Annotated in this window: 20 protein-coding genes, 1 tRNA gene and 1 pseudogene; 10 read left to right on the top strand and 12 right to left on the bottom strand. The window is 57.6% G+C overall.

From position 1 onward, the window contains the following. Window positions 1-193: 193 nt before the first annotated feature. The 3 genes from rpsA (at window position 194) to RN347_RS08390 (ending at window position 3495) form a co-directional block, all read left to right on the top strand. On the top strand, window positions 194-1876 hold the full coding sequence (gene rpsA / locus RN347_RS08400; protein ID WP_252108694.1) for a 30S ribosomal protein S1: 1683 nt from the start codon (window positions 194-196) through the stop codon (window positions 1874-1876). A 264-nt stretch (window positions 1877-2140) separates the two neighbouring features. Continuing rightward, a complete protein-coding gene (locus RN347_RS08395) occupies window positions 2141-2527 on the top strand; it encodes a histone-like nucleoid-structuring protein, MvaT/MvaU family (protein WP_263587233.1) in 387 nt (128 codons plus the stop codon). 617 nt (window positions 2528-3144) lie between these two features. Beyond that, window positions 3145-3495 (top strand): hypothetical protein, encoded by a 351-nt coding sequence (locus RN347_RS08390; RefSeq protein ID WP_311960807.1) that lies wholly within the window; start codon window positions 3145-3147, stop codon window positions 3493-3495. Here RN347_RS08390 and RN347_RS08385 read toward each other — a convergent pair. The 6 genes from RN347_RS08385 to pilB are packed head-to-tail and all read right to left on the bottom strand — an operon-like array spanning window position 3467 to window position 9207. Beyond that, a complete protein-coding gene (locus RN347_RS08385) occupies window positions 3467-4339 on the bottom strand; it encodes a DNA replication terminus site-binding protein (RefSeq protein WP_311960806.1) in 873 nt (290 codons plus the stop codon). The genes RN347_RS08390 and RN347_RS08385 overlap by 29 nt on opposite strands. 45 nt (window positions 4340-4384) lie before the next feature. Beyond that, the gene (yacG, locus tag RN347_RS08380; protein WP_263587236.1) at window positions 4385-4615 is read right to left on the bottom strand and encodes a DNA gyrase inhibitor YacG; all 231 of its coding nucleotides are present in this window, start codon (window positions 4613-4615) and stop codon (window positions 4385-4387) included. 57 nt (window positions 4616-4672) lie between these two features. Next, entirely contained in the window at window positions 4673-5299 is a 627-nt protein-coding gene (coaE, locus tag RN347_RS08375; protein ID WP_311960805.1) for a dephospho-CoA kinase, read from the bottom strand. A 28-nt stretch (window positions 5300-5327) separates the two neighbouring features. Then, the gene (locus RN347_RS08370; protein WP_311960804.1) at window positions 5328-6173 is read right to left on the bottom strand and encodes an A24 family peptidase; all 846 of its coding nucleotides are present in this window, start codon (window positions 6171-6173) and stop codon (window positions 5328-5330) included. A 53-nt stretch (window positions 6174-6226) separates the two neighbouring features. Next, window positions 6227-7453 (bottom strand): type II secretion system F family protein, encoded by a 1227-nt coding sequence (locus RN347_RS08365; RefSeq protein ID WP_263587239.1) that lies wholly within the window; start codon window positions 7451-7453, stop codon window positions 6227-6229. A gap of 8 nt (window positions 7454-7461) precedes the next feature. Then, window positions 7462-9207 (bottom strand): type IV-A pilus assembly ATPase PilB, encoded by a 1746-nt coding sequence (gene pilB / locus RN347_RS08360; protein ID WP_311960803.1) that lies wholly within the window; start codon window positions 9205-9207, stop codon window positions 7462-7464. Between the two features lie 221 nt (window positions 9208-9428). Between pilB and RN347_RS08355 the strand changes: the two genes are divergently transcribed. The 6 genes and pseudogenes from RN347_RS08355 to RN347_RS08330 all read left to right on the top strand — a co-directional run bounded on the left by RN347_RS08355 (window position 9429) and on the right by RN347_RS08330 (window position 12464). Beyond that, window positions 9429-9860 (top strand): prepilin-type N-terminal cleavage/methylation domain-containing protein, encoded by a 432-nt coding sequence (locus RN347_RS08355; RefSeq protein WP_311960802.1) that lies wholly within the window; start codon window positions 9429-9431, stop codon window positions 9858-9860. A gap of 292 nt (window positions 9861-10152) precedes the next feature. Beyond that, a pseudogene (locus RN347_RS08350) lies at window positions 10153-10416 on the top strand (anti-virulence regulator CigR family protein); the annotation flags it as partial. 73 nt (window positions 10417-10489) lie between these two features. Then, entirely contained in the window at window positions 10490-10624 is a 135-nt protein-coding gene (locus tag RN347_RS08345) for a hypothetical protein (protein WP_311960801.1), read from the top strand. 337 nt (window positions 10625-10961) lie between these two features. After that, window positions 10962-11414, top strand: coding sequence for an anti-virulence regulator CigR family protein (locus tag RN347_RS08340; protein WP_311960800.1), 453 nt, complete (start codon window positions 10962-10964; stop codon window positions 11412-11414). Between the two features lie 65 nt (window positions 11415-11479). After that, window positions 11480-12283 (top strand): inositol monophosphatase family protein, encoded by an 804-nt coding sequence (locus RN347_RS08335; RefSeq protein WP_311960799.1) that lies wholly within the window; start codon window positions 11480-11482, stop codon window positions 12281-12283. Window positions 12284-12387: 104 nt separating this feature from the next. Continuing rightward, window positions 12388-12464 (top strand) — tRNA-Pro (locus RN347_RS08330). 54 nt (window positions 12465-12518) lie between these two features. On the opposite strand, the gene RN347_RS08325 is transcribed toward RN347_RS08330, so the two are convergent. The 4 genes from RN347_RS08325 to ppnN all read right to left on the bottom strand — a co-directional run bounded on the left by RN347_RS08325 (window position 12519) and on the right by ppnN (window position 15235). Next, a complete protein-coding gene (locus RN347_RS08325; protein ID WP_263587243.1) occupies window positions 12519-12698 on the bottom strand; it encodes a hypothetical protein in 180 nt (59 codons plus the stop codon). Window positions 12699-12792: 94 nt separating this feature from the next. Next, complete coding sequence (locus RN347_RS08320; protein ID WP_263587244.1) at window positions 12793-12996, bottom strand: hypothetical protein; 204 nt, start codon at window positions 12994-12996, stop codon at window positions 12793-12795. 97 nt (window positions 12997-13093) lie between these two features. Next, window positions 13094-13819, bottom strand: coding sequence for a sulfite exporter TauE/SafE family protein (locus tag RN347_RS08315; protein ID WP_311960798.1), 726 nt, complete (start codon window positions 13817-13819; stop codon window positions 13094-13096). A 30-nt stretch (window positions 13820-13849) separates the two neighbouring features. Further along, window positions 13850-15235 carry a nucleotide 5'-monophosphate nucleosidase PpnN gene (gene ppnN / locus RN347_RS08310; protein WP_311960797.1) on the bottom strand — a complete coding sequence of 462 codons (1386 nt, stop codon included), beginning with the start codon at window positions 15233-15235 and terminating at the stop codon, window positions 13850-13852. A 162-nt stretch (window positions 15236-15397) separates the two neighbouring features. Here ppnN and RN347_RS08305 point away from each other — a divergent pair, with 162 nt between their 5' ends. Then, window positions 15398-16288, top strand: a complete 891-nt coding sequence (locus RN347_RS08305; RefSeq protein WP_263587312.1) for a LysR family transcriptional regulator — start codon at window positions 15398-15400, stop codon at window positions 16286-16288. A 128-nt stretch (window positions 16289-16416) separates the two neighbouring features. Here RN347_RS08305 and gcvP read toward each other — a convergent pair whose 3' ends face one another. Both gcvP and gcvH read right to left on the bottom strand, forming a co-directional pair. Then, window positions 16417-19314: an aminomethyl-transferring glycine dehydrogenase gene (gene gcvP, locus RN347_RS08300; protein ID WP_311960796.1), complete on the bottom strand. Its 2898-nt coding sequence runs from the start codon at window positions 19312-19314 to the stop codon at window positions 16417-16419. A 74-nt stretch (window positions 19315-19388) separates the two neighbouring features. After that, complete coding sequence (gene gcvH / locus RN347_RS08295) at window positions 19389-19775, bottom strand: glycine cleavage system protein GcvH (RefSeq protein WP_263587247.1); 387 nt, start codon at window positions 19773-19775, stop codon at window positions 19389-19391. Window positions 19776-19882: the final 107 nt, after the last annotated feature.

The raw sequence follows: 19882 nt of genomic DNA, 5'->3' as shown, positions 1-19882 counted from the left end.
TTCTCCCTTGCGGCGTTTTTGGGAAGGTGTCACGACATGGCAGGGCGGCAAGTCATATGATCGTTCATATCCGAGAGCCCGGTCAGGTCCAACCAGCGCTAACACCCCTGAAAGCTGAGTTACATAGGCCCGTACTCGCTGGTGGTACGGAGAAGGCATTACGCCTCAACAACGTTGATCACGTAGGAAAACCATGAGCGAAAGCTTTGCTGAACTGTTTGAACAGTCTCTTAACGACATCAACATGGAGCCGGGCGCCATCGTCGCGGCCCAGGTTGTCGACATCGACGGTGACTGGGTTACCGTTAATGCTGGTCTGAAATCCGAAGGCCAAATCCCCGCGGCACAGTTCCGCGACGACAACGGTGAACTCACTATCGCCATCGGCGATGACGTTCACGTTGCACTTGAAGCCGTCGAAGACGGTTTCGGCGAAACGCGCCTGTCGCGTGAAAAAGCCAAGCGTGCTGAAGCCTGGAAGATTCTGGAAGCGGCCTTCGAGAAAGACGAAATCATCAAGGGCGTGATCAACGGTAAAGTTAAAGGCGGCTTCACTGTCGACGTTGACTCCATCCGTGCCTTCCTGCCGGGTTCACTGGTCGACGTTCGTCCGGTTCGCGATACTGCGCACCTGGAAAACAAGGAACTCGACTTCAAGGTCATCAAACTCGACCCGAAGCGTAACAACGTCGTTGTATCGCGTCGCGCCGTCCTCGAAGCTGAAAACAGCGCCGAGCGTGAAGCTTTGCTTGCCACGCTTCAGGAAGGCCAGCAGATCAAGGGTATCGTCAAGAACCTGACCGACTACGGTGCCTTCGTCGACCTCGGCGGCGTCGACGGCCTGCTGCACATCACCGACATGGCTTGGAAGCGCATCAAGCATCCGTCCGAAATCGTCGCCGTGGGCGATGAGATCAACGTCAAGGTGCTGAAATTCGACCGCGAGCGTAACCGCGTATCGCTGGGTCTCAAGCAACTGGGCGAAGATCCGTGGGTCAACATCAAGGCGCGTTACCCGGAAGGCACCAAGGTGCACGCCGTGGTGACCAACTTGACCGACTACGGCTGCTTTGCAGAGCTCGAAGAGGGTGTCGAAGGTCTGGTTCACGTCTCTGAAATGGACTGGACCAACAAGAACATCCATCCGTCCAAGGTCGTTCAAGTGGGCGACGATGTCGACGTCATGGTTCTGGACATCGACGAAGAGCGTCGTCGTATTTCCCTGGGTATCAAGCAGTGCACCGCTAACCCGTGGGAAACCTTCAACGCCGAGTACAACAAGGGCGACCGCGTTTCTGGCACCATCAAGTCGATCACCGATTTCGGTATCTTCATTGGTCTGGAAGGCGGCATCGACGGTCTGGTTCATCTGTCCGACATCTCCTGGACAGAGACTGGCGAAGAAGCGGTTCGTAACTTCAAGAAAGGCGATGAAGCCGAAGCCGTTATCCTGTCGATCGACCCGGAGCGCGAGCGCATCTCCCTGGGTATCAAGCAAATGGATTCCGATCCGGTGGCTGAATACCTCTCGGTCAACGACAAGGGCAGCATCGTGACTGGCCGCGTTGTCGAAGTCGATGCAAAAGAAGCGCACGTTGAGCTGGCAACCGATGTTGTTGCTATCCTCAAGGCGTCTGAAATCAGCGCTGACCGTGTCGAAGACGCGCGTAACGTGCTGAACGAAGGCGACAGCGTTGAAGCGCGTATCGTGAACGTCGATCGCAAGAGCCGTCAGATCAATCTGTCGATCAAAGCGAAAGAGCAGGACGATACTCGTCAGAACATGAAGAAACTGCGCGAGCAGGACTCCGAAACCGGCGGTGGCGGTGCTACCACGATCGGTGATCTGATCAAGCAGCAGATGGGTCAGGACTAATCGTTCCGGCTCTATCTCAAAAAACGCCACCTTCGGGTGGCGTTTTTTTTTGGCTGAGTTGAATCTTTTCCATGACGCACTCTTTACGACCACCAGTTGTTAAGTTTCAAGCGTAGATATAAAAAAACGATTAGTATTCGTCCTTGAATGGACTAGACTATTGTCAATTAGTGAAATTGAAGTAATAATGTCGCCGCCTCGCGATAAGTAGACGGCTTTAAAAGACGTTTTGCTTTTCCAGCCATAGTTTATCAAGGAAGCCCCATGTCATTGCTGAATGAATACATGCAAAAAGAGCAGCAGTTAAAGCAGCTGCAGGAAGACCTTCAACGTCTGGAAGGCGATCAGCGACTTAAAAGTGAGCTGGAGTTTAAATCCAAACTCGAAGCGTTAATGAACGAGTTCGGTAAAAAACCGGCCGATGTTATTGCCATGCTTGACCCGTCAAGCGACCAGCGAGGCAGCAGTGCTGCTTCCAAGGCTTCTGCTACCCCCAGCAATCGCCGTAAGCGCCGTTTGAAAGTGTACAAGAATCCGCACACTGGTGAAGTCATCGAAACCCGTGGCGGCAATCATAAAGGCCTGCGCAGCTGGAAAGACGAGTACGGTGATGAAACCGTAGAATCCTGGCTCGAGCAGCAGGATAGCTAAAACATGACCGGCGCCCTCGTTGAGGGCGCCGGTTTTTTGTTTCTCGGGGTGGTAGCAGTGTTCATGAGCGGTAAACGTGTCTAGTAGTGTGTTAGGCATTCCTGCCGGCAACTCTGCCTTGTTTTAAGACACTGCGATATTCGAAGCCTTGTCTACGGAACTCAATCCGGAAAATGGCATCAAATTTTGACTTCATGATTCAAGCGCTCACCGTTAGGGTGATTCGATTAATGTCGTTCTTCCAGACTCGGATATATGCGCTATAGTAGTAGGCGCTCGTATTCGATGGGCAGGAGGGCGTCCCAGACCCGGGCATCTTTCGTAGTATTTGTCGACGAGTATTAACGAGCAACCTCCCGCCAAGATGAAGCGGCTATCTTCTGGCTTTTTTCACTGACGCTTTACGTGGATACAGAGCAGGACATGCTCTCACCGCGGTTTGAATATTTGTAGCTTTTGTCGTTTCAAGGCACCTGATTCAGGTTGACGCTGACGAGTTTTGCACACATGAAAATAGTGCCGTTAAAGTCAGCAATTAGTGCCAATAAAGAACGCTCTCTTTTCTTAAGTAAGGTGTGAATTCAAGTTCAATGAAATATCAAAAGGCTCATAAACAAGTGGATGAACGCGATAAACTGCGCAAGTTTCGCGAGCTCGACGACGCCTTCGCCGAAGCCTTGCGACAGCTTGAAAGTCCAGGCAATCGTTTTGATATCCCCACCGGCCCTCCCGTGCGCTCGCTCAAGGATCTGGAAGAGGAAGAGCATCAGACGCGCTTACAAGAGCGTGAGCGCCAATTCGAGGAGCGCTTGAAAGCGCTGTGCATCGAGTCAGGCTACCGCGATAAAAAAGCCCTGGCATTGATTGAAAGTCTGCTGGAATGCGGTCTTTGGTCCAGAGAAGATACGCCTGCGATCAGCGAACCTACCGTGGCAGCGCTCAGCGGTAGCGATAGATCCGAAGGCTAGGCAGAAACGGATCGCTCTCGAGCTTTTCATCACGACGCTTGGCGCGAGTTCGCTCGGTGGGCGCCTGGCTATTAGGCGCCTTGATATGCGGCAAACGTGCCTCGACGTTTGGAACGATCAGCGGCATGGCAATATTATGCGCTCTTCGCGTGTGGCCATCTTCCAGCGGTTCGATAAAAAACAGATTGGCGCGCATGAGCGGAGCCTGGGCCTGCACCTGAGCCAGCGTTTCACTACTGGGGATCCCCGCGAGTTTTTGCAGCTGAATCCGAATATGAGGTGCGTCGGTATCGAGCTGCAAAAGCTTTTTTTCAGCATCCCGGACGCTGAGTTTTTTGATCGAGCGCCCGCTGGTGTACCAGGCAAGCCGAACCCTGGCCACCGGCGCCGGCGCGATCGGTACATGGCGCCAGCACTGCTTTAAATGAAGGCGCGCCATACCACTTTTACGCAGCATGTCGTCCACATGGGGGTGGCGTGCAGGCAGTCTACTCTTGGCCTCAGATAGCGCGTGAGGAGAGAGCGCCTTGATACGCCCAATTAGTTCGCCAATAGCATCTTTCTTCCGATTGACCTCTTCGACCGCTAGAAGGAGTGGTTCATCCGCCGCCACGACGGCGATGTAATTACGCGTTTCACGCCCGTCCTGACCTTCAACGTGCCACATATCCATCAGTGCCTGACGAAACCAGTGGGGCCCCTCGGCGTTCGTTTCGAGTCGCCAGCTAAGCGGCGGCTGAGCCTCGAAAAGCGACGCTGCGTGGTCGATCGCCGCCATTAGCTCATCGAAGCGCGCATCCAGCTCGAAGAAAAGATGATAGGCAGCAGGCGCCGGGCTAGTCATGGAAGAGTGCAGCCCCGGCGTAGAGCGCCGTATCGGCAAAGCCCCTCATGAGAGCGGCGCATCCTTGTCGGCCTGGGCGAGCAGCGTTTCGATATCCGCTTCGTCCATGGCCGATTCGCCGCCGATACGATGCGACTCGTCCGCCCAGGCGCCCAAATCCAGAAGTTGGCAGCGCTTACTGCAAAACGGTCGATAGGCGCTTTCCGGCGCCCAAGCCACTTTGGTAGCGCACTGAGGGCAGTCGACTTCGAACGGGGAATCGTTGGCAGGGGACATAAAACTCCTGGGTAAAAACGCTTTCGCGGTATCGGATTGAACTTCCTGTTGGAATATTTACGAACGCTTTGGTTCCTGCGGTGAGTTCGTCTCGCTCATGTGGCGATAGCGCTGGTCAAGCGCCGCCACCTGCGCCTTGAGTCGCTCCGGGGCGCCATCGTTGTCCAGCACATCGTCGGCGCGCACCAAACGCTCTTCGCGCGAAAGCTGAGCGGCCAGTATGGCCTCGATTTGTGCGGCGCTAACGCCATCCCGTCGCAGGGTTCGCTCGCGCTGGGTATCCATACTAACATCGACGACCAGCGTTCGCGCGACCAGCGCCGCCTGGCCGGATTCGAACAGCAGCGGCGAGACGAGCAGCACGTAAGGGGAGTGGCGCTTCAGCACCTGCAAGCGTTCGACAATGCGTTGGCGGATGCGCGGATGGGTAACCGACTCGAGCCACGCGCGCTCAGAAGGCTCGTTGAAGATACGCTCGCGAAGCGCGGCGCGATCGAGGCTGCCATCCGTTTTTAATAGGTGCCGGCCGAAATGATCGGCGATTTCTGAAAGCGCCGGCTCATCAGGCTCGACGATCTCTCGGGCAACGTCGTCGGCATCCACGTAGCCGATGCCAAGCGCTTCGAACGCTTTTGCCACCGTCGATTTGCCCGAGCCGATACCGCCCGTCAATCCAATGATCATATTATCGCGCCATTTACTTGAGTACGGATCAATAGCTTAGCGCGGCGTAGAGCGCGAACAGCTCATCACCGACCAAAAGACACACCCACCCGGCGAGCGCTAGAAACGGGCCAAAGGGAAGAGGCTTGCCGCGCAGAGTGGGCGAGAGCAGTTGGGCGAGCCCACCGACCACTGCGCCAAGCCCCGCTGAGAGCACTAGCAAAAGCGGCAAGAATGGCCAGCCAAGCCAGGCGCCCAGCGCCGCCAGCAATTTGAAGTCGCCATAGCCCATGCCTTCCTTACCGGTAACCAGCTTGAAGAGCCAGTAGAAACTCCAGAGCGCTAGATAGCCCGCGATCGCCCCGATGACTGCCTGCGTGAGCATAAACGGCTGAAACAGCAGCTGATAAACCAACCCTAGCCATAGCAGCGGCAGGGTCAACGTATCCGGCAGTAAAAAGGTGCGAAAGTCGATCACGGCCAGCGCCAGCAGCGTCAAACAGGCCGCATATACCAACAGCGCTTGAGACTCAAAGCCATGAAGCGCGGCGACGGCCACCGCCAGGAGTCCACCGGCGAGCTCGACGAGCGGGTATTGCCCACTGATGCGCGTCTGGCAATGGGCGCAGCGGCCGCGGCGCTTGAGCCAGCCCAGAAGTGGCAGGTTGTCGTGCCAGGCGATGGGTGCTTCACAGCGCGGACACATCGAGGCGGGCACGGCGAGGTTGAAGCGCGGTGCGTGATCGACAGGAATTTCGAGGGCTTGCTGCGCCTCCTCACGCCAGCGTCGCATCAGCATGACGGGTAAACGCGTGATGACAACGTTCAAAAAGCTGCCTAAACAGAGGCCAATGACGAAAACGAGCGGGTACAGAATGGCTGGCGATACGCCCATGGTGCTCCGAAGCGTGGTTGAATGGCGGTGTGTAGTTGAATGACCTTACGCGATTAAAGCGCGGTTCCTATTTCGAAAATGGGCAGATACATGGAGACGACGACGCCGCCGACCAGAAGCCCCAACACCACGATTATAACCGGTTCCATCAGCGAGGTGAGGGTATCGACCTTGTTTTCGACCTCCTCTTCGTAATAGTCGGCCACTCGATTGAGCATGGCATCCAGGGAACCGGCTTCTTCACCGATGTTCACCATCTGAACCGCCAGGGCGGGAAAGCGGTTGGTCAGGCGCATGGCAAAGTGAAGCTGCTGGCCGGTGGTGACATCCTGGCGTACTTCATTGATCGCCTTCATGTAAACGCGATTGTCCGCCGCGCCGGAGGCGGTTTCGAGGCCTTCGATCAGCGGCACGCCGGAACTGAACGTGGTCGCCAGCGTGCGCGTAAAGCGCGATACCGCGGATTTATGCAAAATGTCGCCCAGCACCGGCAGGCGCAACAGAAACTGATCGATCTTGTACGCGACCTTATCCGAGCGCCGCGCCGCCGCCTTGAGCAGCAGTATGGCGCCGACGATCAGCGCCAGTGTGGGCAGCCAAAACACCTGAGCGAGTTCGGAAAACTGAACGGTGAGCTGGGTCAGCATCGGAAGCTCCGCGCCGAAGCCCTGAAACATGCTTTCGAATTCCGGCACGACGACGACCAGCAGAATCATGGTCACGGCAAGGCCGATGGTGAGTACTGCGGCCGGATACCAGAGCGCCTTTTTCACCCGGCTTTTGAGCGAGGCGACTTTCTCCTTGTAAATCGCGATACGCTCGAGCATCTGATCCAGCGCGCCGGCCTGCTCCCCGGCATTGACCAGGTTCACGAACAACCGGTCGAACTGTTTGGGGTGGCGCGCCATGGCTTGGGAGAGGCTATCGCCGGAGGAGACATCACGCATGATCTGCTGGGTGAGATCGACCATGGCGGGCTTTTTCATGCTTTCGGAAATCGCCTGAAGCGCCTGGAGAATCGGAATGCCGGCGCGCATCATCGTGGCCATCTGGCGCGCGAACAGCATGATATCGACGCTGGCTACCTTGCCTCGGCCGCTAAAGCTGCTGCGCTTTTGAATCTTGAGAACGGTGATGCGCTGCTTGGCGAGCTGGTCGACGATTTCCTCTCGGCTGCGGCCGATCAGCTCGCCTTTCATGAGGCGATCCTTCGGCCCCTTGCCCTGCCATTTCCAGCGGTGAAGGGGGGCAAGCTTCGTCCGCGCTTTTGCTTTGGCCATCACCGGTGCTACTCCTTGCTGATACGGTTGACTTCTTCAAGGCTCGTGCTGCCATCGAGTACGCGCGCAAGACAGCTTTGATAAAGGCTCGGGTGGCCCTCCTTGCGCGCCAGCTCGTCGATTTCGAGCGCGTTGCCGTCACGCATGATCAGGTTGCGCATGGCATCGCTGATCGGCAGCACTTCATAAATACCGACCCGCCCCTTATACCCCTGAGTGCACTGTTTACAGCCAACCGCTTTATAGATCGTCACGTTAGTCAGCTGCTCCTTGCGAAAGCCGGCTTTTAAAAGCGCTTCCTGAGGAATGTCCGCCGGCGCTTTGCAGCTCGGGCAAAGCCGGCGCGCAAGGCGCTGAGCAATAATCAGCGTGACCGAACTTGCGATGTTATAAGAGGCCACCCCCATGTTGGCCAGGCGCGTCAGGGTTTGCGCCGCCGAATTGGTGTGGACCGTGGAGAGCACCATGTGGCCGGTTTGTGCCGCCTTGACGGCGATCTCGGCGGTTTCGAGGTCGCGAATCTCGCCGACCATGACCACGTCCGGATCCTGGCGCAAAAACGCCCTTAGGGCGCTGGCAAAGTTGAGCCCTATTTTGGGCAGCACGTTGACTTGGTTGATGCCGGACACCTTGATCTCGACCGGATCCTCAGCGGTACAAATATTGCGCTCGATCTCATTGAGCATGTTGATGCCGGTATAAAGCGTCACGGTCTTGCCGCTACCGGTTGGCCCGGTGACCAGAATCATGCCCTGGGGGCGCTTGAGCGCGTATTCGTACTCGCGCTGCTGTGTGGGGCTAAAGCCCAGTTGCTCGATGCCAAGTCGCACCGAGGAGGGGTCGAGTATCCGCAGCACCAGCTTTTCGCCATACACGGTGGGCAGGGAGTTGACGCGAAAGTCGATCGAGCGGGTGCGCGAGAGCTGAAGCTTGATCGCGCCGTCCTGGGGCAGGCGACGCTCGGAGATATCGAGTCGCGACATGATCTTCAGGCGTGCGGCGATTCGGTCGCGCATCGAAAAGGGCGGTTTAGCGACCTCGATGAGCATGCCGTCGATACGAAAGCGAACCCGGTACTGGGATTCGAACGGCTCGAAGTGAATATCCGACGCCCCGCGGCCGATGGCGTCCAGCAGCACCTTATTGACGAACTTCACGACCGGTGCGTCATCCTTGTTCGTCACCGAGGACTCGAGCGTAACCTCTTCCTCCTCTTCCTGCTGCACGACATTGAGCTCGCCCACGGCGTCGTCCACGCCTTCCAACTCATCCAGCAGGCTACGCTCGTTTTGCGAGACGTACTGCGCCAGGTTATTGCGTATCTGCTCGACCGGCGCCAGCACGCCCTCGACACTCAGGCTGGTCGCAAACTGCAGCTCATCGAGCTTTGTGAGCGTGGCCGGGTAGGGCACTGCTACGGTCAGCCGGTGGCCGTGGCGTGCCAGCGGCAAAACGTTCAGCTTTTCGAGAATCTTGACCGGATAGTCGCTGGCAGGGGGCAAGGCGCTCAACTTGATCGCCTCCAGATCCACCACCGGCAAACCGTACTCCCAGGCCGCCGCAAGTGCGGCATCGACCGAGCCCACCAATCCGCTTTGTACCACGTGCTCCAGAAACGAGATTTCGAGCTCGGCAGACGTCGTATCGGCGACTTCGGCCTGGCCCAGGGTCATCACCTCATGAGCGACGAGCCGTTTCGCGATACCGCTAAGCGCGCGTGAAGCCAAGGGCTGATCGAAGGCGGAAGAGGACATAGGGGCTCGCAGCGCAGGAGGTGCATGGGGAAAGCAGCTGACATCGGACGCTGCCACCTAAAAGCACTATACTGCACGAATGTGTTTGGTCAAAACGTCTGAATAGCGCTAAAAAAAGGCTTATAAAGCTAGTTGTCAGCTTGCAGGGGCTGAGCTAATGTGACAAGCCAAGCGGCTAAGCTATTTTAGCTCCATAACGCACAACGCAAGGGACTCAACGTATGCAAACCCCCACGACTACTCAGCTACGCCGGTACTACCAAAGCGGTTTTACCTTGATCGAGCTTTTGATCGTCATCGCGATCATCGGTATTTTGGCGGCGATTGCGGTGCCGCAGTATGGTAATTATTTGGATCGGTCTGAGCGTAGTGCTTGTATTGCCGAATTGAATTCTTTTCGCTCTCTGGCAGTAGCATCGTCAGCTACTGGTGATACGGATTCTATAACCTTTGATTTTCAATCTTGTAACGTAAATGATTCAAGTGATCCAACATCTAATGAATTGATCGCTCTATTTCAACAGGTTGGAACAAGTAGCGACGGTGCAACCGCAGATTCTGCATTAGCTGAGACAGTTGTGACACAAAACCGCGAGCAAGAAGTTTATATTACTAACCGTGGTCAAATTACCGCCGATCAAGATTCTATTTAGATTCAAAAATACAATAAGCGGCCGTCTCCGGGCGGTCGTTTATTGATTTGATGCTGGATTTGTAGTTAAATATTTAAACTTCCTGTAAATGATGTTAATTCATAATCAGTCCTCAGTTTCAAACTAAGCGAGAGTTCCATTCAAAGGGGCCTTGATATTAAAATTTTAAAGTTAAGCATCGCGTTGGTCACTTTACTGACATGGCGCGCGAGGCAACTCGTAAGGTCAGCATCAGGAGCACCACGAGCGCGGCAATTCGCATAGCAGCCATGAAGAGTCGCAATCCTACAGCGATTTACCGTGTTTCAACGACCAGGATATTCTGCGCATTCTTCGCCAATATGACGTTCGCGCTAACTCTTCCCTGCCCCCAGGTACGCAGAATCGTTTGGAGCAGGGTAAACCCTTGCCGCACGGGATCGCCAAACGCTTCGACGATTCCGTTTATCGTGAGCTTCCGCATTATTCCGGCTATGAGTGGCACTGCATAGGAGCCGATGTGGTGCTGATCGAAGTGGCTACTCAAGTAGTTGTAGATATAATTGTCACGCGCTGATTCGTTACGGTCATAACACTGCCATGAGGACGCCTTACCATAAAACGTTTAGCACAATGGTAAGGGAGTCAACATGGCGGTTACTTTAAAGTCACGTTTGGAAGAGGCGGGGCGCATCGCCGAAGAGACGGGGCGTATGGTCGTTAGAGCGCGAGAAGAGCAGAGTTTGAACCAGCGTTTAAAGAAAAAGAGTCGAGCTGATGACTGATGACTGATGACTGATGACTGATGTCGATGTCGATGTGGCGATCAATATTTTTATCAGCGAAGAGCTCACCCGGTTTTTCATCAGTTAGATGCAGTTTAATGATTAACTGAGATTTAAAATTAATGTTGACGATGTAGCTGTAACAAAATATAAGAACCAAAATGCAGATGCATAACCTGTCAAAGTGATCATGCATTAGTTATTAATGGTGTAAGATGGTCTTTGTAATAACATGATGATAATTTGGTTTTTTTAAAAAATAATAGTTACACCTAAGTTCATAATTCATCCTTAATTTCATACTAAGCTAAGGGTTCCATTCAAAAGGAGCCTTGATATGAAAATTTCTACATTAAGCATCGTGGTAGCCGCTTCCTTGACGTGGCACACCGTTGCACTAGCCCAACCCGCCCACGCGCCAGCCCATGGCGCGCGAGGCAATTCGCAAGGCCATCACCAGGAACACCATCAGCGCGGCAATTCACACCGCGGCCATGACGAGTCGCACTCCTACAGCGACCTGCCGCGTTTCAACGACCAGGATATTCTGCGCATCCTTCGCCAGTACGATGTTCGCGCTGACTCCTCCCTGCCGCCGGGTATGCAAAACCGTTTGGAGCAGGGTAAACCCTTGCCGCCCGGGATCGCCAAACGCTTCGACGATTCCGTTTATCGTGAGCTTCCACAGTATTCCGGTTACGAATGGCGCCGTGTGGGGGCCGATGTGGTGCTGATCGAAGCGGCTACCCAAATAGTCGTCGATATCATTACCAACGCGCTGATTCGTTAATGTCATGACACCGCCATGAGGACTCCTTACCATAAAGCGTTTAGCACAACGTTAAGGGAGTCAGCATGGCGGTTACTTTAAAAGCGCGTTTGGAAGAGACGGTGCGCATTGCCGAAGAGGCAGGGCGCATGATCGTTAAAGCGCGAGAAGAGCAGTGCTTCGATCAGCGCTTGAAGGAAGGTATCGAACTGGTCACCGATGTGGACGTGGCGGTCGATACCTTTATCAGTCAGCAGCTCGACAAACACTTCCCCGGCGAGCTGCAGTTGAGCGAAGAACTGAGCCCGGAGCAGGGCCTCAGTACGAAATCGCCGCTATGGGTCGTGGACCCCATCGACGGCACGGTCAACTTTGCCCAGGGGCTTCGCCATGTGGCAGTCTCGATCGCGTGGCTCGAGGCGGGTGCGGGCAAGGTCGGCGTCGTGCACGCGCCGTTTCTCGATGAAACCTTTACCGCATGTGAGGGCGGCGGCGCGTTCTGTAACGGCCAGCCGATCAAGCCAAGTAGCGCCACCGAGCTTCCCGCTACGCTGGTAGGCACCGGCTTTCCCTATGACCGCGCCGCACGCAAGGCGCTGATGCCACGTTTGGAAACGATTCTGACCCACTGCCAGGATATCCGCCGCAATGGCGCGGCCGCACTCGATATTTGCGACATCGCCTGCGGGCGCTTGGACGCGTATGTCGAAACGGTATCGCCCTGGGATTTCGCCGCGGGCTGGGTGATTGCCCGGGAAGCGGGGGCGACGGTGGGCCGGCTGGTCGAGGTGCCCGAAGGTGTCTCAATCGATCTTTACCCAAAAGAGCTTCTGATCACCGCGCCCGGTGTTTTCCAATCGATGAAGTCGCTTTTACTCGATGCAATTTGAAAGCCTTGGCCAAGCATTTGATAAGAAAGCGTAAAAAGGCCTTTTCATTTGAAGCGCAAAACGCTAGTATACGCACCGTCCTGAGGCGTTAAGCCAATGGGCATCGGAGTGTGGCGCAGCTTGGTAGCGCGTTGCAATGGGGTTGCAAAGGTCGCAGGTTCGAATCCTGTCACTCCGACCAATACTAAAAACCGCCGCTTTGGTTTATCCCGAGCGGCGGTTTTTTTATGGCTGGTCAGTAGCGGTCATTGAGCTCGTTTGGTCGGCCCTGCTGGCCACCAGGGCGCGCGTTTTGAGGGCGCTGAGCTTGATTGGGAGTGTTTCCGCGATGCTTGTCCCAGGCGTTTTTTACCTTCTGGCGATTGGCGGGCTTTCGCAGCCAGTTGAACACCGCCAGCATGATCCACTTTCTCATAAAGCCTCCTTGATAAAGTTAAGAGGGCATTGGTTATCTAGCGTGCAGCGTTCGAGCTATAACGCCGCTCGATTGGAGCGGCAATGCAAGGCGCTTACTCCTGCTGGGCGCGGTGGTCGGCGAGTGCGGTGGTTACGGCTTCTTCCCACTGGCCCGCGTTGATACCCCAATGCTCCATTTCAGCTTCGTCCGGCGCGCCTTCGGCCGCCTTTTCGAGCTCTTCCGGGGAGTGGGCTTCGAAGCAGTGTTTGGCGAACGCCTTGGTCGGGCCTTCCTGAAGCTGGTTGATCATTTCCATGTGAGTATCCTTTCCTTGGGAGTACATAAAGCGCGATGTCGCGTGTACTTAGTATAGTGTTTCGTTCGACATTTGCGTCAAACGTTGTACGCCGCGTTCAAAGAAACACGTCGGTGATGATTTTTACCGCAATGGAGGCCAGCAGCAGCACGATGAGATTATCGAACCACACGTAGGGCAAGCGCTTGCCGAGGGCGGCGCCAAGCGGCATGCCCAGCGCAATGACGATAAAGGCGGCGGCGCTGTAAAGCGTAAGCTCCGCGTTCAAAAGCCCCGCGGCCAGCAGCGCGGGAATCTGGGCGACGGTGATCGCGCAGAAAAACACCGAGATCGAGCCGATGAAAACGCGCCGTTCGAGCTGCATGGCGTTCAGGAAGGTGATCGAGGCGGGGGCCGACATACCCGCCGCGCCCTGTAGTAAGCCGCCGACCAGCCCCACCGGTAAAACGAGCCGCTGCGCCCAGGCCATGGAAAGCGCCATCTGGCGACGCAGCAGTTTGATCGCAAGATAAAACACGATCGCCCCCGCGACGCCAAGCGACAGCAACTCGTGAGACAGCGCGACGAGCCCCCAAGTGCCGACCACGATGCCCGCACACCCGGCGATCGAGAAGGTGGCCAGAAAGCGCCACGGCAGCAGGTATCGGCGGTACTGCCACACCTGAAGCGCGTTGCTGCAAAGATTGGAGACCACCAGCAGCGCAATTGCCACCCGCACGTTGTAGAGCATGGTGAAGATCGGCACCACGATCACCGGCACGCCGGAGCCGATCGCTCCCTTGACGATACCGGCGGCAAGCAGGGTCAACAACGCAATGACCACGCCTTCAACCCTGAGTGAGTCGGTTAAGGTTCACTTCTTGAGCACGTAGCAGGGCGTATAGGGCTGGCCGTCGAGCTTCATGCGCCCCTGGGCGACGAAGGAGCTCAAGAGCTCGTCCAGGCGCGTCATCAGTTCCGGCTCGGCGGAGAGCTCGAAGGGCCCATACGCCTTGATCGCGCGAATGCCCGGCTCTTTCACGTTACCGGCGACGATACCGGAAAACGCCCGGCGCAGGTTGGCGGCAAGCTCGTGAGTCGGCTGATGGCGGTGAAGCGCGAGGCTTTTCATCGCTTCGTGGGTCGGCTCGAAGGTCGCCTGGAACTCACGGGCGATGTTGAGGCGCCAGTTGTAGTAGAACGCGTCCTGGTGCTCGCGGCGAAAGTGCGTAACCGTGTCGATGCCTTCGCGCATGCGCCGTGCGACCGCCACCGCATCGCCGGTGATGATGGTGTAGTAGCGGCGAATCTCCTCACCCAGGGTGTAGACCAGAAACTCGTCGATCTTCTCGAAGTAGGCAGCGGAATCCGCGGGGCCGGTAAAGATGAGGGGGAAGGGCATGGTGGCGTTGTTGGGGTGGAGCAAAATGCCGAGCAGATACAAAATCTCCTCGGCAGTACCCACTCCGCCGGGGAACACGATGATGCCGTGGCCCAGACGCACGAAGGCCTCGAGGCGTTTTTCGATGTCCGGCATCACCACCAGCTCGTTGACGATCGGGTTCGGCGCCTCGGCGGCGATGATGCCCGGCTCGGAAATCCCGAGATAGCGCCCGCCCTTGCGCCGCTGTTTGGCGTGGGCCACGTTGGCGCCTTTCATCGGGCCCTTCATGGCGCCCGGGCCGCAGCCGGTGCAGATGTCCATTTCGCGCAGGCCCAGCTGATAGCCCACGTCCTTGGAGTAGTCGTACTCCTGGCGTGAGATCGAGTGGCCGCCCCAGCACACCACCAGGCTCGGGTCGAGGCCGGGCTTTAACGTGCCCGCCTTGCGCAGAATATGAAACACCGCGTTGGTCGTACCTTCACCGGTGGTCAGATCGAAGCGATTGTGCTGCTGGATCTCGTTATAGACGTAAACGATATCGCGAAGAATCGACGAGAGATGCTCGCGAATACCGCGGATCATGTGGCCGTCGACGAAGGCTTCCGCCGGGGCGTTGGTCAGTTTCAAGCGAATACCACGATCCTGCTGGAGCACCTCGATGTCGAAATCCTTGTAGGCTTCGAGAATCGCGAGGCTGTCATCGGAGGGGTTGCCGCAGTTGAGCACCGCCAGCGCGCAGCGGCGCAAAAGGTCGTGCAGACCGGTTTGCGAGGTGCTCTGCAGCCGGTTGACCTCCTGCTGCGAGAGTACTTCGAGGCTGCCCTCCGGCGAGATGATGCTGGAAATGGTCGGGCGAGGTGACAGAACTTCATTCATGCGTGAGACGGTCTCTATGTAATTGATCGCGGTTGATTTCCATACTATCACGCAAGCATCGGGGCTGGCGCAAGGCCGCCTTCACTTGCCGGTTATGCTAACCTTACGCGTTTGGGTGGCCGGGTTGCGTCACCTGACGACTCTTTTGCCATGGCGCTTCTCATGTTCAATGCCCACTACTTTCGAACGTTCATCACTTTGGTGGAAACCGGCAGCTTCACGCGCACCGCAAAGCGCCTGGAAATGACCCAGCCGGGTGTCAGTCAGCACATTCGAAAGCTCGAAGGGTATCTGGATAAAACGCTGATCGAGCGTAAGGGCAAGAGCTTCACGCTGACCGAGTCCGGGCGTCGCGCCTACGACTACGCGCTCAAGCTCTTTGCCGAGCACGAGCAGTTTCGACACGCCCTGGATGATGATTTGATCGATAGCGGCGAGTGCCGTATTGCATCACCCGGAAGCGTAGGACTCATGCTCTACCCGTTCATTCTGGGTCAGCAGCAGATGCACCCCAACCTGACGGTGAGCTACAGCTTCGCCTTCAACCACGAGATCGTCGGGGATGTGATCAATGGGCGCTACGATATCGGTATCGCCACCGAACAGGTCAAAAGTGCGGAGCTCTCCTGCACCGTTTGGCATACCGAGCCGCTTTGCCTGGTCGTACCGGCGGACTTCGCTGGATCTACGCTTGCCGAGTTGATGGGCTTGGGCTTCATCAACTACTACGACGGCATCAACCACGCCAACCACCTGCTGCGCGCCAACTATCCCGACGAATTTCGCTCGATGAGCCACTTCCGCCATCAAGGATTTACCAACGAGGTGAGCATGGTGCTCGACGCCGTGGCCCGGGGGCTGGGGTTTACCGTGGTGTCGCGGCTGGTGCTCGAAACCTCGCCCTGGCAGCGTCAGGTACGGGCGCTTTCGCTTCCGGTCGGTGTCGACGAGGTGCTCTACGTACTGACACGGCGCGACGCCACCCCGCCCAAGCGTTATCAAAAGCTGCTCGACGGCTTCAAGGCGCAGCGGCTTCAGGAAACCGCTCAGTAACGAAGACATAAGTAACGAAGGCATAAGTAACGAAAGCGTGGGCAACGAAACGCATAAGTATCGAAACGTATAAAAAAGCCCCGCCGCGATGCGCGCGGCGGGGCTTGTAGTGCCAAAAGACGAGGGGGCTATTCGCTTCGGTAGTCGTCGATGCTCGGGCAGGAGCAGATCAACTGCCGGTCGCCAAGCACGTTATCGACCCGGTTGACCGCGGGCCAGTACTTCGCCGCCATGACCGCCTCCGAGGGGAACGCGCCGAGTGCCCGATCGTAGGGACGATCCCATTCGGCATCGACCAGATCGCGCTGGGTGTGCGGGGCATTGACCAGCGGATTGTTCTCGAGCGGCCACTCGCCGTTTTCGACACGCTTGATCTCGCCTCGAATGCTGATCATGGCGTCGCAGAAACGGTCGATCTCGTAAAGCGACTCCGACTCGGTCGGCTCGATCATCAGCGTACCCGGCACCGGGAACGACATGGTCGGCGCGTGGAAGCCGTAGTCCATCAGGCGCTTGGCGATATCCTCCTCGCTGATGCCGGAGCTCTGCTTGAGCGGGCGAATATCGATGATGCACTCGTGAGCCACGGTGCCGTTTTGGCCGCGATAGAGAATCGGGTAGCTCTCTTCGAGGCGCTTGGCGATGTAGTTGGCGTTGAGGATCGCCAGTTCGGTCGCCTCGCGCAGTCCGCGCGCGCCCATCATCTTGATGTAAGCCCAGGAGATCGGCAGGATCGAGGCGCTGCCGAAGGCCGCTGCGGCCACCGCGCCGCCTTCGGTTTTCACACCACTGATTGGCGTGACCACGTGATTGGCAACAAAGGGCGCCAGGTGCGCTTTTACCCCGATCGGTCCCATGCCCGGACCGCCGCCGCCGTGGGGAATACAGAAGGTCTTGTGCAGGTTCAGGTGCGAAACGTCGCCGCCGAAGTCGCCAGGCCGGGTTAGACCGACCTGAGCGTTCATGTTGGCACCATCGACATACACCTGGCCGCCGTTGGCGTGCACCACCTCACACACCTTACGCACGTGGGATTCGAACACGCCGTGGGTCGACGGGTAGGTGATCATCACCGCGGAGAGGCGATCCTTGTGCTGCTCGGCCTTTTGGGTCAGGTCATCAAGGTCGATGTTGCCCTGCTTGTCACACTCGACCACGACCACTTCCATGCTCACCATGGCCGCGGACGCCGGGTTGGTGCCGTGGGCGGAGCTCGGAATCAGGCAGACGTTGCGGTGGCCCTCGCCCTGGGCGGCCTGGTAGCGGCGAATGGCCAAAAGCCCCGCGTACTCGCCCTGGGCGCCGGAGTTGGGCTGCATCGACACGTGGTCGTAGCCGGTGATCTCGACCAGAAACGCTGCCAGCTCATCGATCATCTGATGATAGCCGGCCACCTGGTCGCGCGGCGCGAAGGGGTGCAGTTTGGCAAACGCCGGCCAGGAGATCGGAATCATCTCGCTGGTCGCGTTGAGCTTCATGGTGCATGAGCCCAGCGGAATCATGGCGTGGGCCAACGACAGATCCTTGTTCTCCAGGCGCTTCAGGTAGCGCAGCATTTCGGTTTCGCTGCGGTAACGCTTGAACGTCGGGTGAGTCAGAAAATCGCTTTCACGGCGATAGGCGGCCGGAATGCCCGAGCGCTCTTCACTCATCACCTGCTCTTCGAGCGGCGGCAGCGACAGACCGTGCTCATCGCCCAGCAGCACATCGAACAGCGTGCTCACGTCGTGGGCGGTGGTGGTTTCGTCGAGGCTCACGCCGATGTCGCCGCCTTCGAAATAGTGCAGGTTGATATCGACGGTCATCGCGCGGCCGTGAATCTTGCCCGCATCCACGCCGGTCAGGCGTAGCGTGTCGAACCAGCTGTCGCTTGCAAGTGTGACGCCGGCCTGCTCGAGGCCCAGCGCCAGCAGGGTGGTCAGGCGGTGAACCCGGGCAGCGATCTTTTTAAGCCCTTCGGCGCCGTGGTACGTGGCGTAGAAGCCGGCGATGTTGGCCAACAGCGCCTGGGCGGTACAGATATTGGAGGTCGCTTTCTCACGGCGGATGTGCTGCTCGCGGGTTTGCATCGCCATGCGCAGCGCGGTATGGCCGCGACTGTCCTGGGACACACCGATGATCCGCCCGGGAATCGAGCGCTTGAGTTTGTCGGAGGTGGCAAAAAACGCCGCGTGGGGGCCACCAAAGCCCATCGGCACGCCAAAGCGCTGGGAGTTGCCGATAACGATGTCGGCCCCCATCGCGCCGGGCTCCTTGAGCAGCACCAGGCTCAAGAGATCCGTGGCCACGCAGCTCATCACGCCGCGCTCTTTGGCGGTGGTCAACAGCGTTTCGAGCGCAGTGATGGCGCCGCTGGCGTTTGGGTATTGAAACAGCGCGCCGAAAACGTCGTGCTCGGCAAGCGACGCCGCCGGACCAGTGATCAGCTCGAAGCCGAAGCACTCGGCGCGGGTGCGTACCACGTCGACGGTTTGTGGGAAGACGTCGTCGGCAACGAAGAAGGCGTTGGACTTGCTCTTCTTGTTGGCGCGTTTGCAAAGCGCCATGGCCTCCGCCGCCGCGGTCGCTTCGTCCAGCAGCGAGGCGTTGGCAAGCTCCATGCCGGTCAAATCTATCACCACCTGCTGGAAGTTCAAAAGCCCTTCCAAACGGCCCTGGGAGATTTCCGGCTGGTAGGGCGTGTAGGCGGTGTACCAGCCCGGATTTTCCAGCACGTTACGCTGAATCACCGCCGGCAGATGGGTGTTGTAATACCCCTGGCCGATGTAGCTTTTGGCAACCCGATTCTGGCGCGCCAGCTGGGCAAGATAGCCCAGCGCCTCGGCTTCGCCCTGAGGGTCGTCGAGTGCGAGCTCGCGGCCCAGGCGAATGTCATCGGGCACGGTGCGCTGAATCAGCTCCTCTAAGCCTTCGATGCCCAGCGCCTGGAGCATCGCGCTAACGTCGCGCTCTCCCGGGCCGTTGTGGCGTTTGATGAAGGCATCGTGGTCGGCCAGTTCGGCCAGGCGGCGTGTTTCAAAGGGCATGAGAAAATTCCGGACGTGATGGAAAAACCGTGCAGGGTAAAACGCAGGCGCCTGCCAGGGCAGGCGCCTCAAGCTCACTCGTCGGCGAGTGTGGCCTGGTAGGCATCGGCGTCGAGCAGGCCGTCAAGGCCGGTATCGTCGAGACGCACTTTCATGATCCAGCCGCCTTCGTAGGGCGCTTCGTTGACGGTTTCCGGCGCATCGTCGAGCGCTTCGTTGACTTCGACCACTTCGCCGTTGACCGGCGCGTAGAGATCCGAGGCCGCCTTGACCGACTCGATGACGCCGAACTCGTCGCCCTTGCTCAGGGTTTGGCCGACGTCCGGAAGCTCGACGAACACCACGTCGCCCAGCGCCTTTTGAGCGTGATCGGTAATGCCGACGGTAACGGTACCGTCTTCGTTATCGAGCACCCATTCGTGGCTTTTGGCGTAGCGAAGGTTGGAAGGCAAGTTGCTCATGTCGTTTCCCTATTGAACGGTTGTCTGAACCACCATGGTAGCGCCTGGCCGGGGGGCTTGGCGAGCCTCTCGCCGGGCGTCGATGATGGACGCTATGGTACCGTGTT

The sequence above is a fragment of the Halomonas sp. PAMB 3264 genome, from assembly GCF_031954245.1.
Lineage (GTDB): Bacteria > Pseudomonadota > Gammaproteobacteria > Pseudomonadales > Halomonadaceae > Vreelandella.
Note: the sequence above shows the minus strand (reverse complement) of the source record. Positions and strands in the feature narration are given on the sequence as shown.

Bases quoted from the DNA above. Each gene is read 5' to 3' on its own strand.
- ppnN (WP_311960797.1), bottom strand. From the start codon at position 15,235: ATGAATGAAGTTCTGTCACCTCGCCCGACCATTTCCAGCATCATCTCG.
- RN347_RS08335 (WP_311960799.1), top strand. From the start codon at position 11,480: ATGGCGGTTACTTTAAAAGCGCGTTTGGAAGAGACGGTGCGCATTGCC.
- RN347_RS08305 (WP_263587312.1), top strand. From the start codon at position 15,398: ATGTTCAATGCCCACTACTTTCGAACGTTCATCACTTTGGTGGAAACC.
- RN347_RS08385 (WP_311960806.1), bottom strand. From the start codon at position 4,339: ATGACTAGCCCGGCGCCTGCTGCCTATCATCTTTTCTTCGAGCTGGAT.
- rpsA (WP_252108694.1), top strand. From the start codon at position 194: ATGAGCGAAAGCTTTGCTGAACTGTTTGAACAGTCTCTTAACGACATC.
- RN347_RS08320 (WP_263587244.1), bottom strand. From the start codon at position 12,996: ATGGAAATGATCAACCAGCTTCAGGAAGGCCCGACCAAGGCGTTCGCC.
- gcvH (WP_263587247.1), bottom strand. From the start codon at position 19,775: ATGAGCAACTTGCCTTCCAACCTTCGCTACGCCAAAAGCCACGAATGG.
- RN347_RS08395 (WP_263587233.1), top strand. From the start codon at position 2,141: ATGTCATTGCTGAATGAATACATGCAAAAAGAGCAGCAGTTAAAGCAG.
- pilB (WP_311960803.1), bottom strand. From the start codon at position 9,207: ATGTCCTCTTCCGCCTTCGATCAGCCCTTGGCTTCACGCGCGCTTAGC.
- yacG (WP_263587236.1), bottom strand. From the start codon at position 4,615: ATGTCCCCTGCCAACGATTCCCCGTTCGAAGTCGACTGCCCTCAGTGC.
- RN347_RS08370 (WP_311960804.1), bottom strand. From the start codon at position 6,173: ATGGGCGTATCGCCAGCCATTCTGTACCCGCTCGTTTTCGTCATTGGC.
- RN347_RS08325 (WP_263587243.1), bottom strand. From the start codon at position 12,698: ATGAGAAAGTGGATCATGCTGGCGGTGTTCAACTGGCTGCGAAAGCCC.
- RN347_RS08365 (WP_263587239.1), bottom strand. From the start codon at position 7,453: ATGGCCAAAGCAAAAGCGCGGACGAAGCTTGCCCCCCTTCACCGCTGG.
- coaE (WP_311960805.1), bottom strand. From the start codon at position 5,299: ATGATCATTGGATTGACGGGCGGTATCGGCTCGGGCAAATCGACGGTG.
- RN347_RS08345 (WP_311960801.1), top strand. From the start codon at position 10,490: ATGGCGGTTACTTTAAAGTCACGTTTGGAAGAGGCGGGGCGCATCGCC.
- RN347_RS08340 (WP_311960800.1), top strand. From the start codon at position 10,962: ATGAAAATTTCTACATTAAGCATCGTGGTAGCCGCTTCCTTGACGTGG.
- gcvP (WP_311960796.1), bottom strand. From the start codon at position 19,314: ATGCCCTTTGAAACACGCCGCCTGGCCGAACTGGCCGACCACGATGCC.
- RN347_RS08355 (WP_311960802.1), top strand. From the start codon at position 9,429: ATGCAAACCCCCACGACTACTCAGCTACGCCGGTACTACCAAAGCGGT.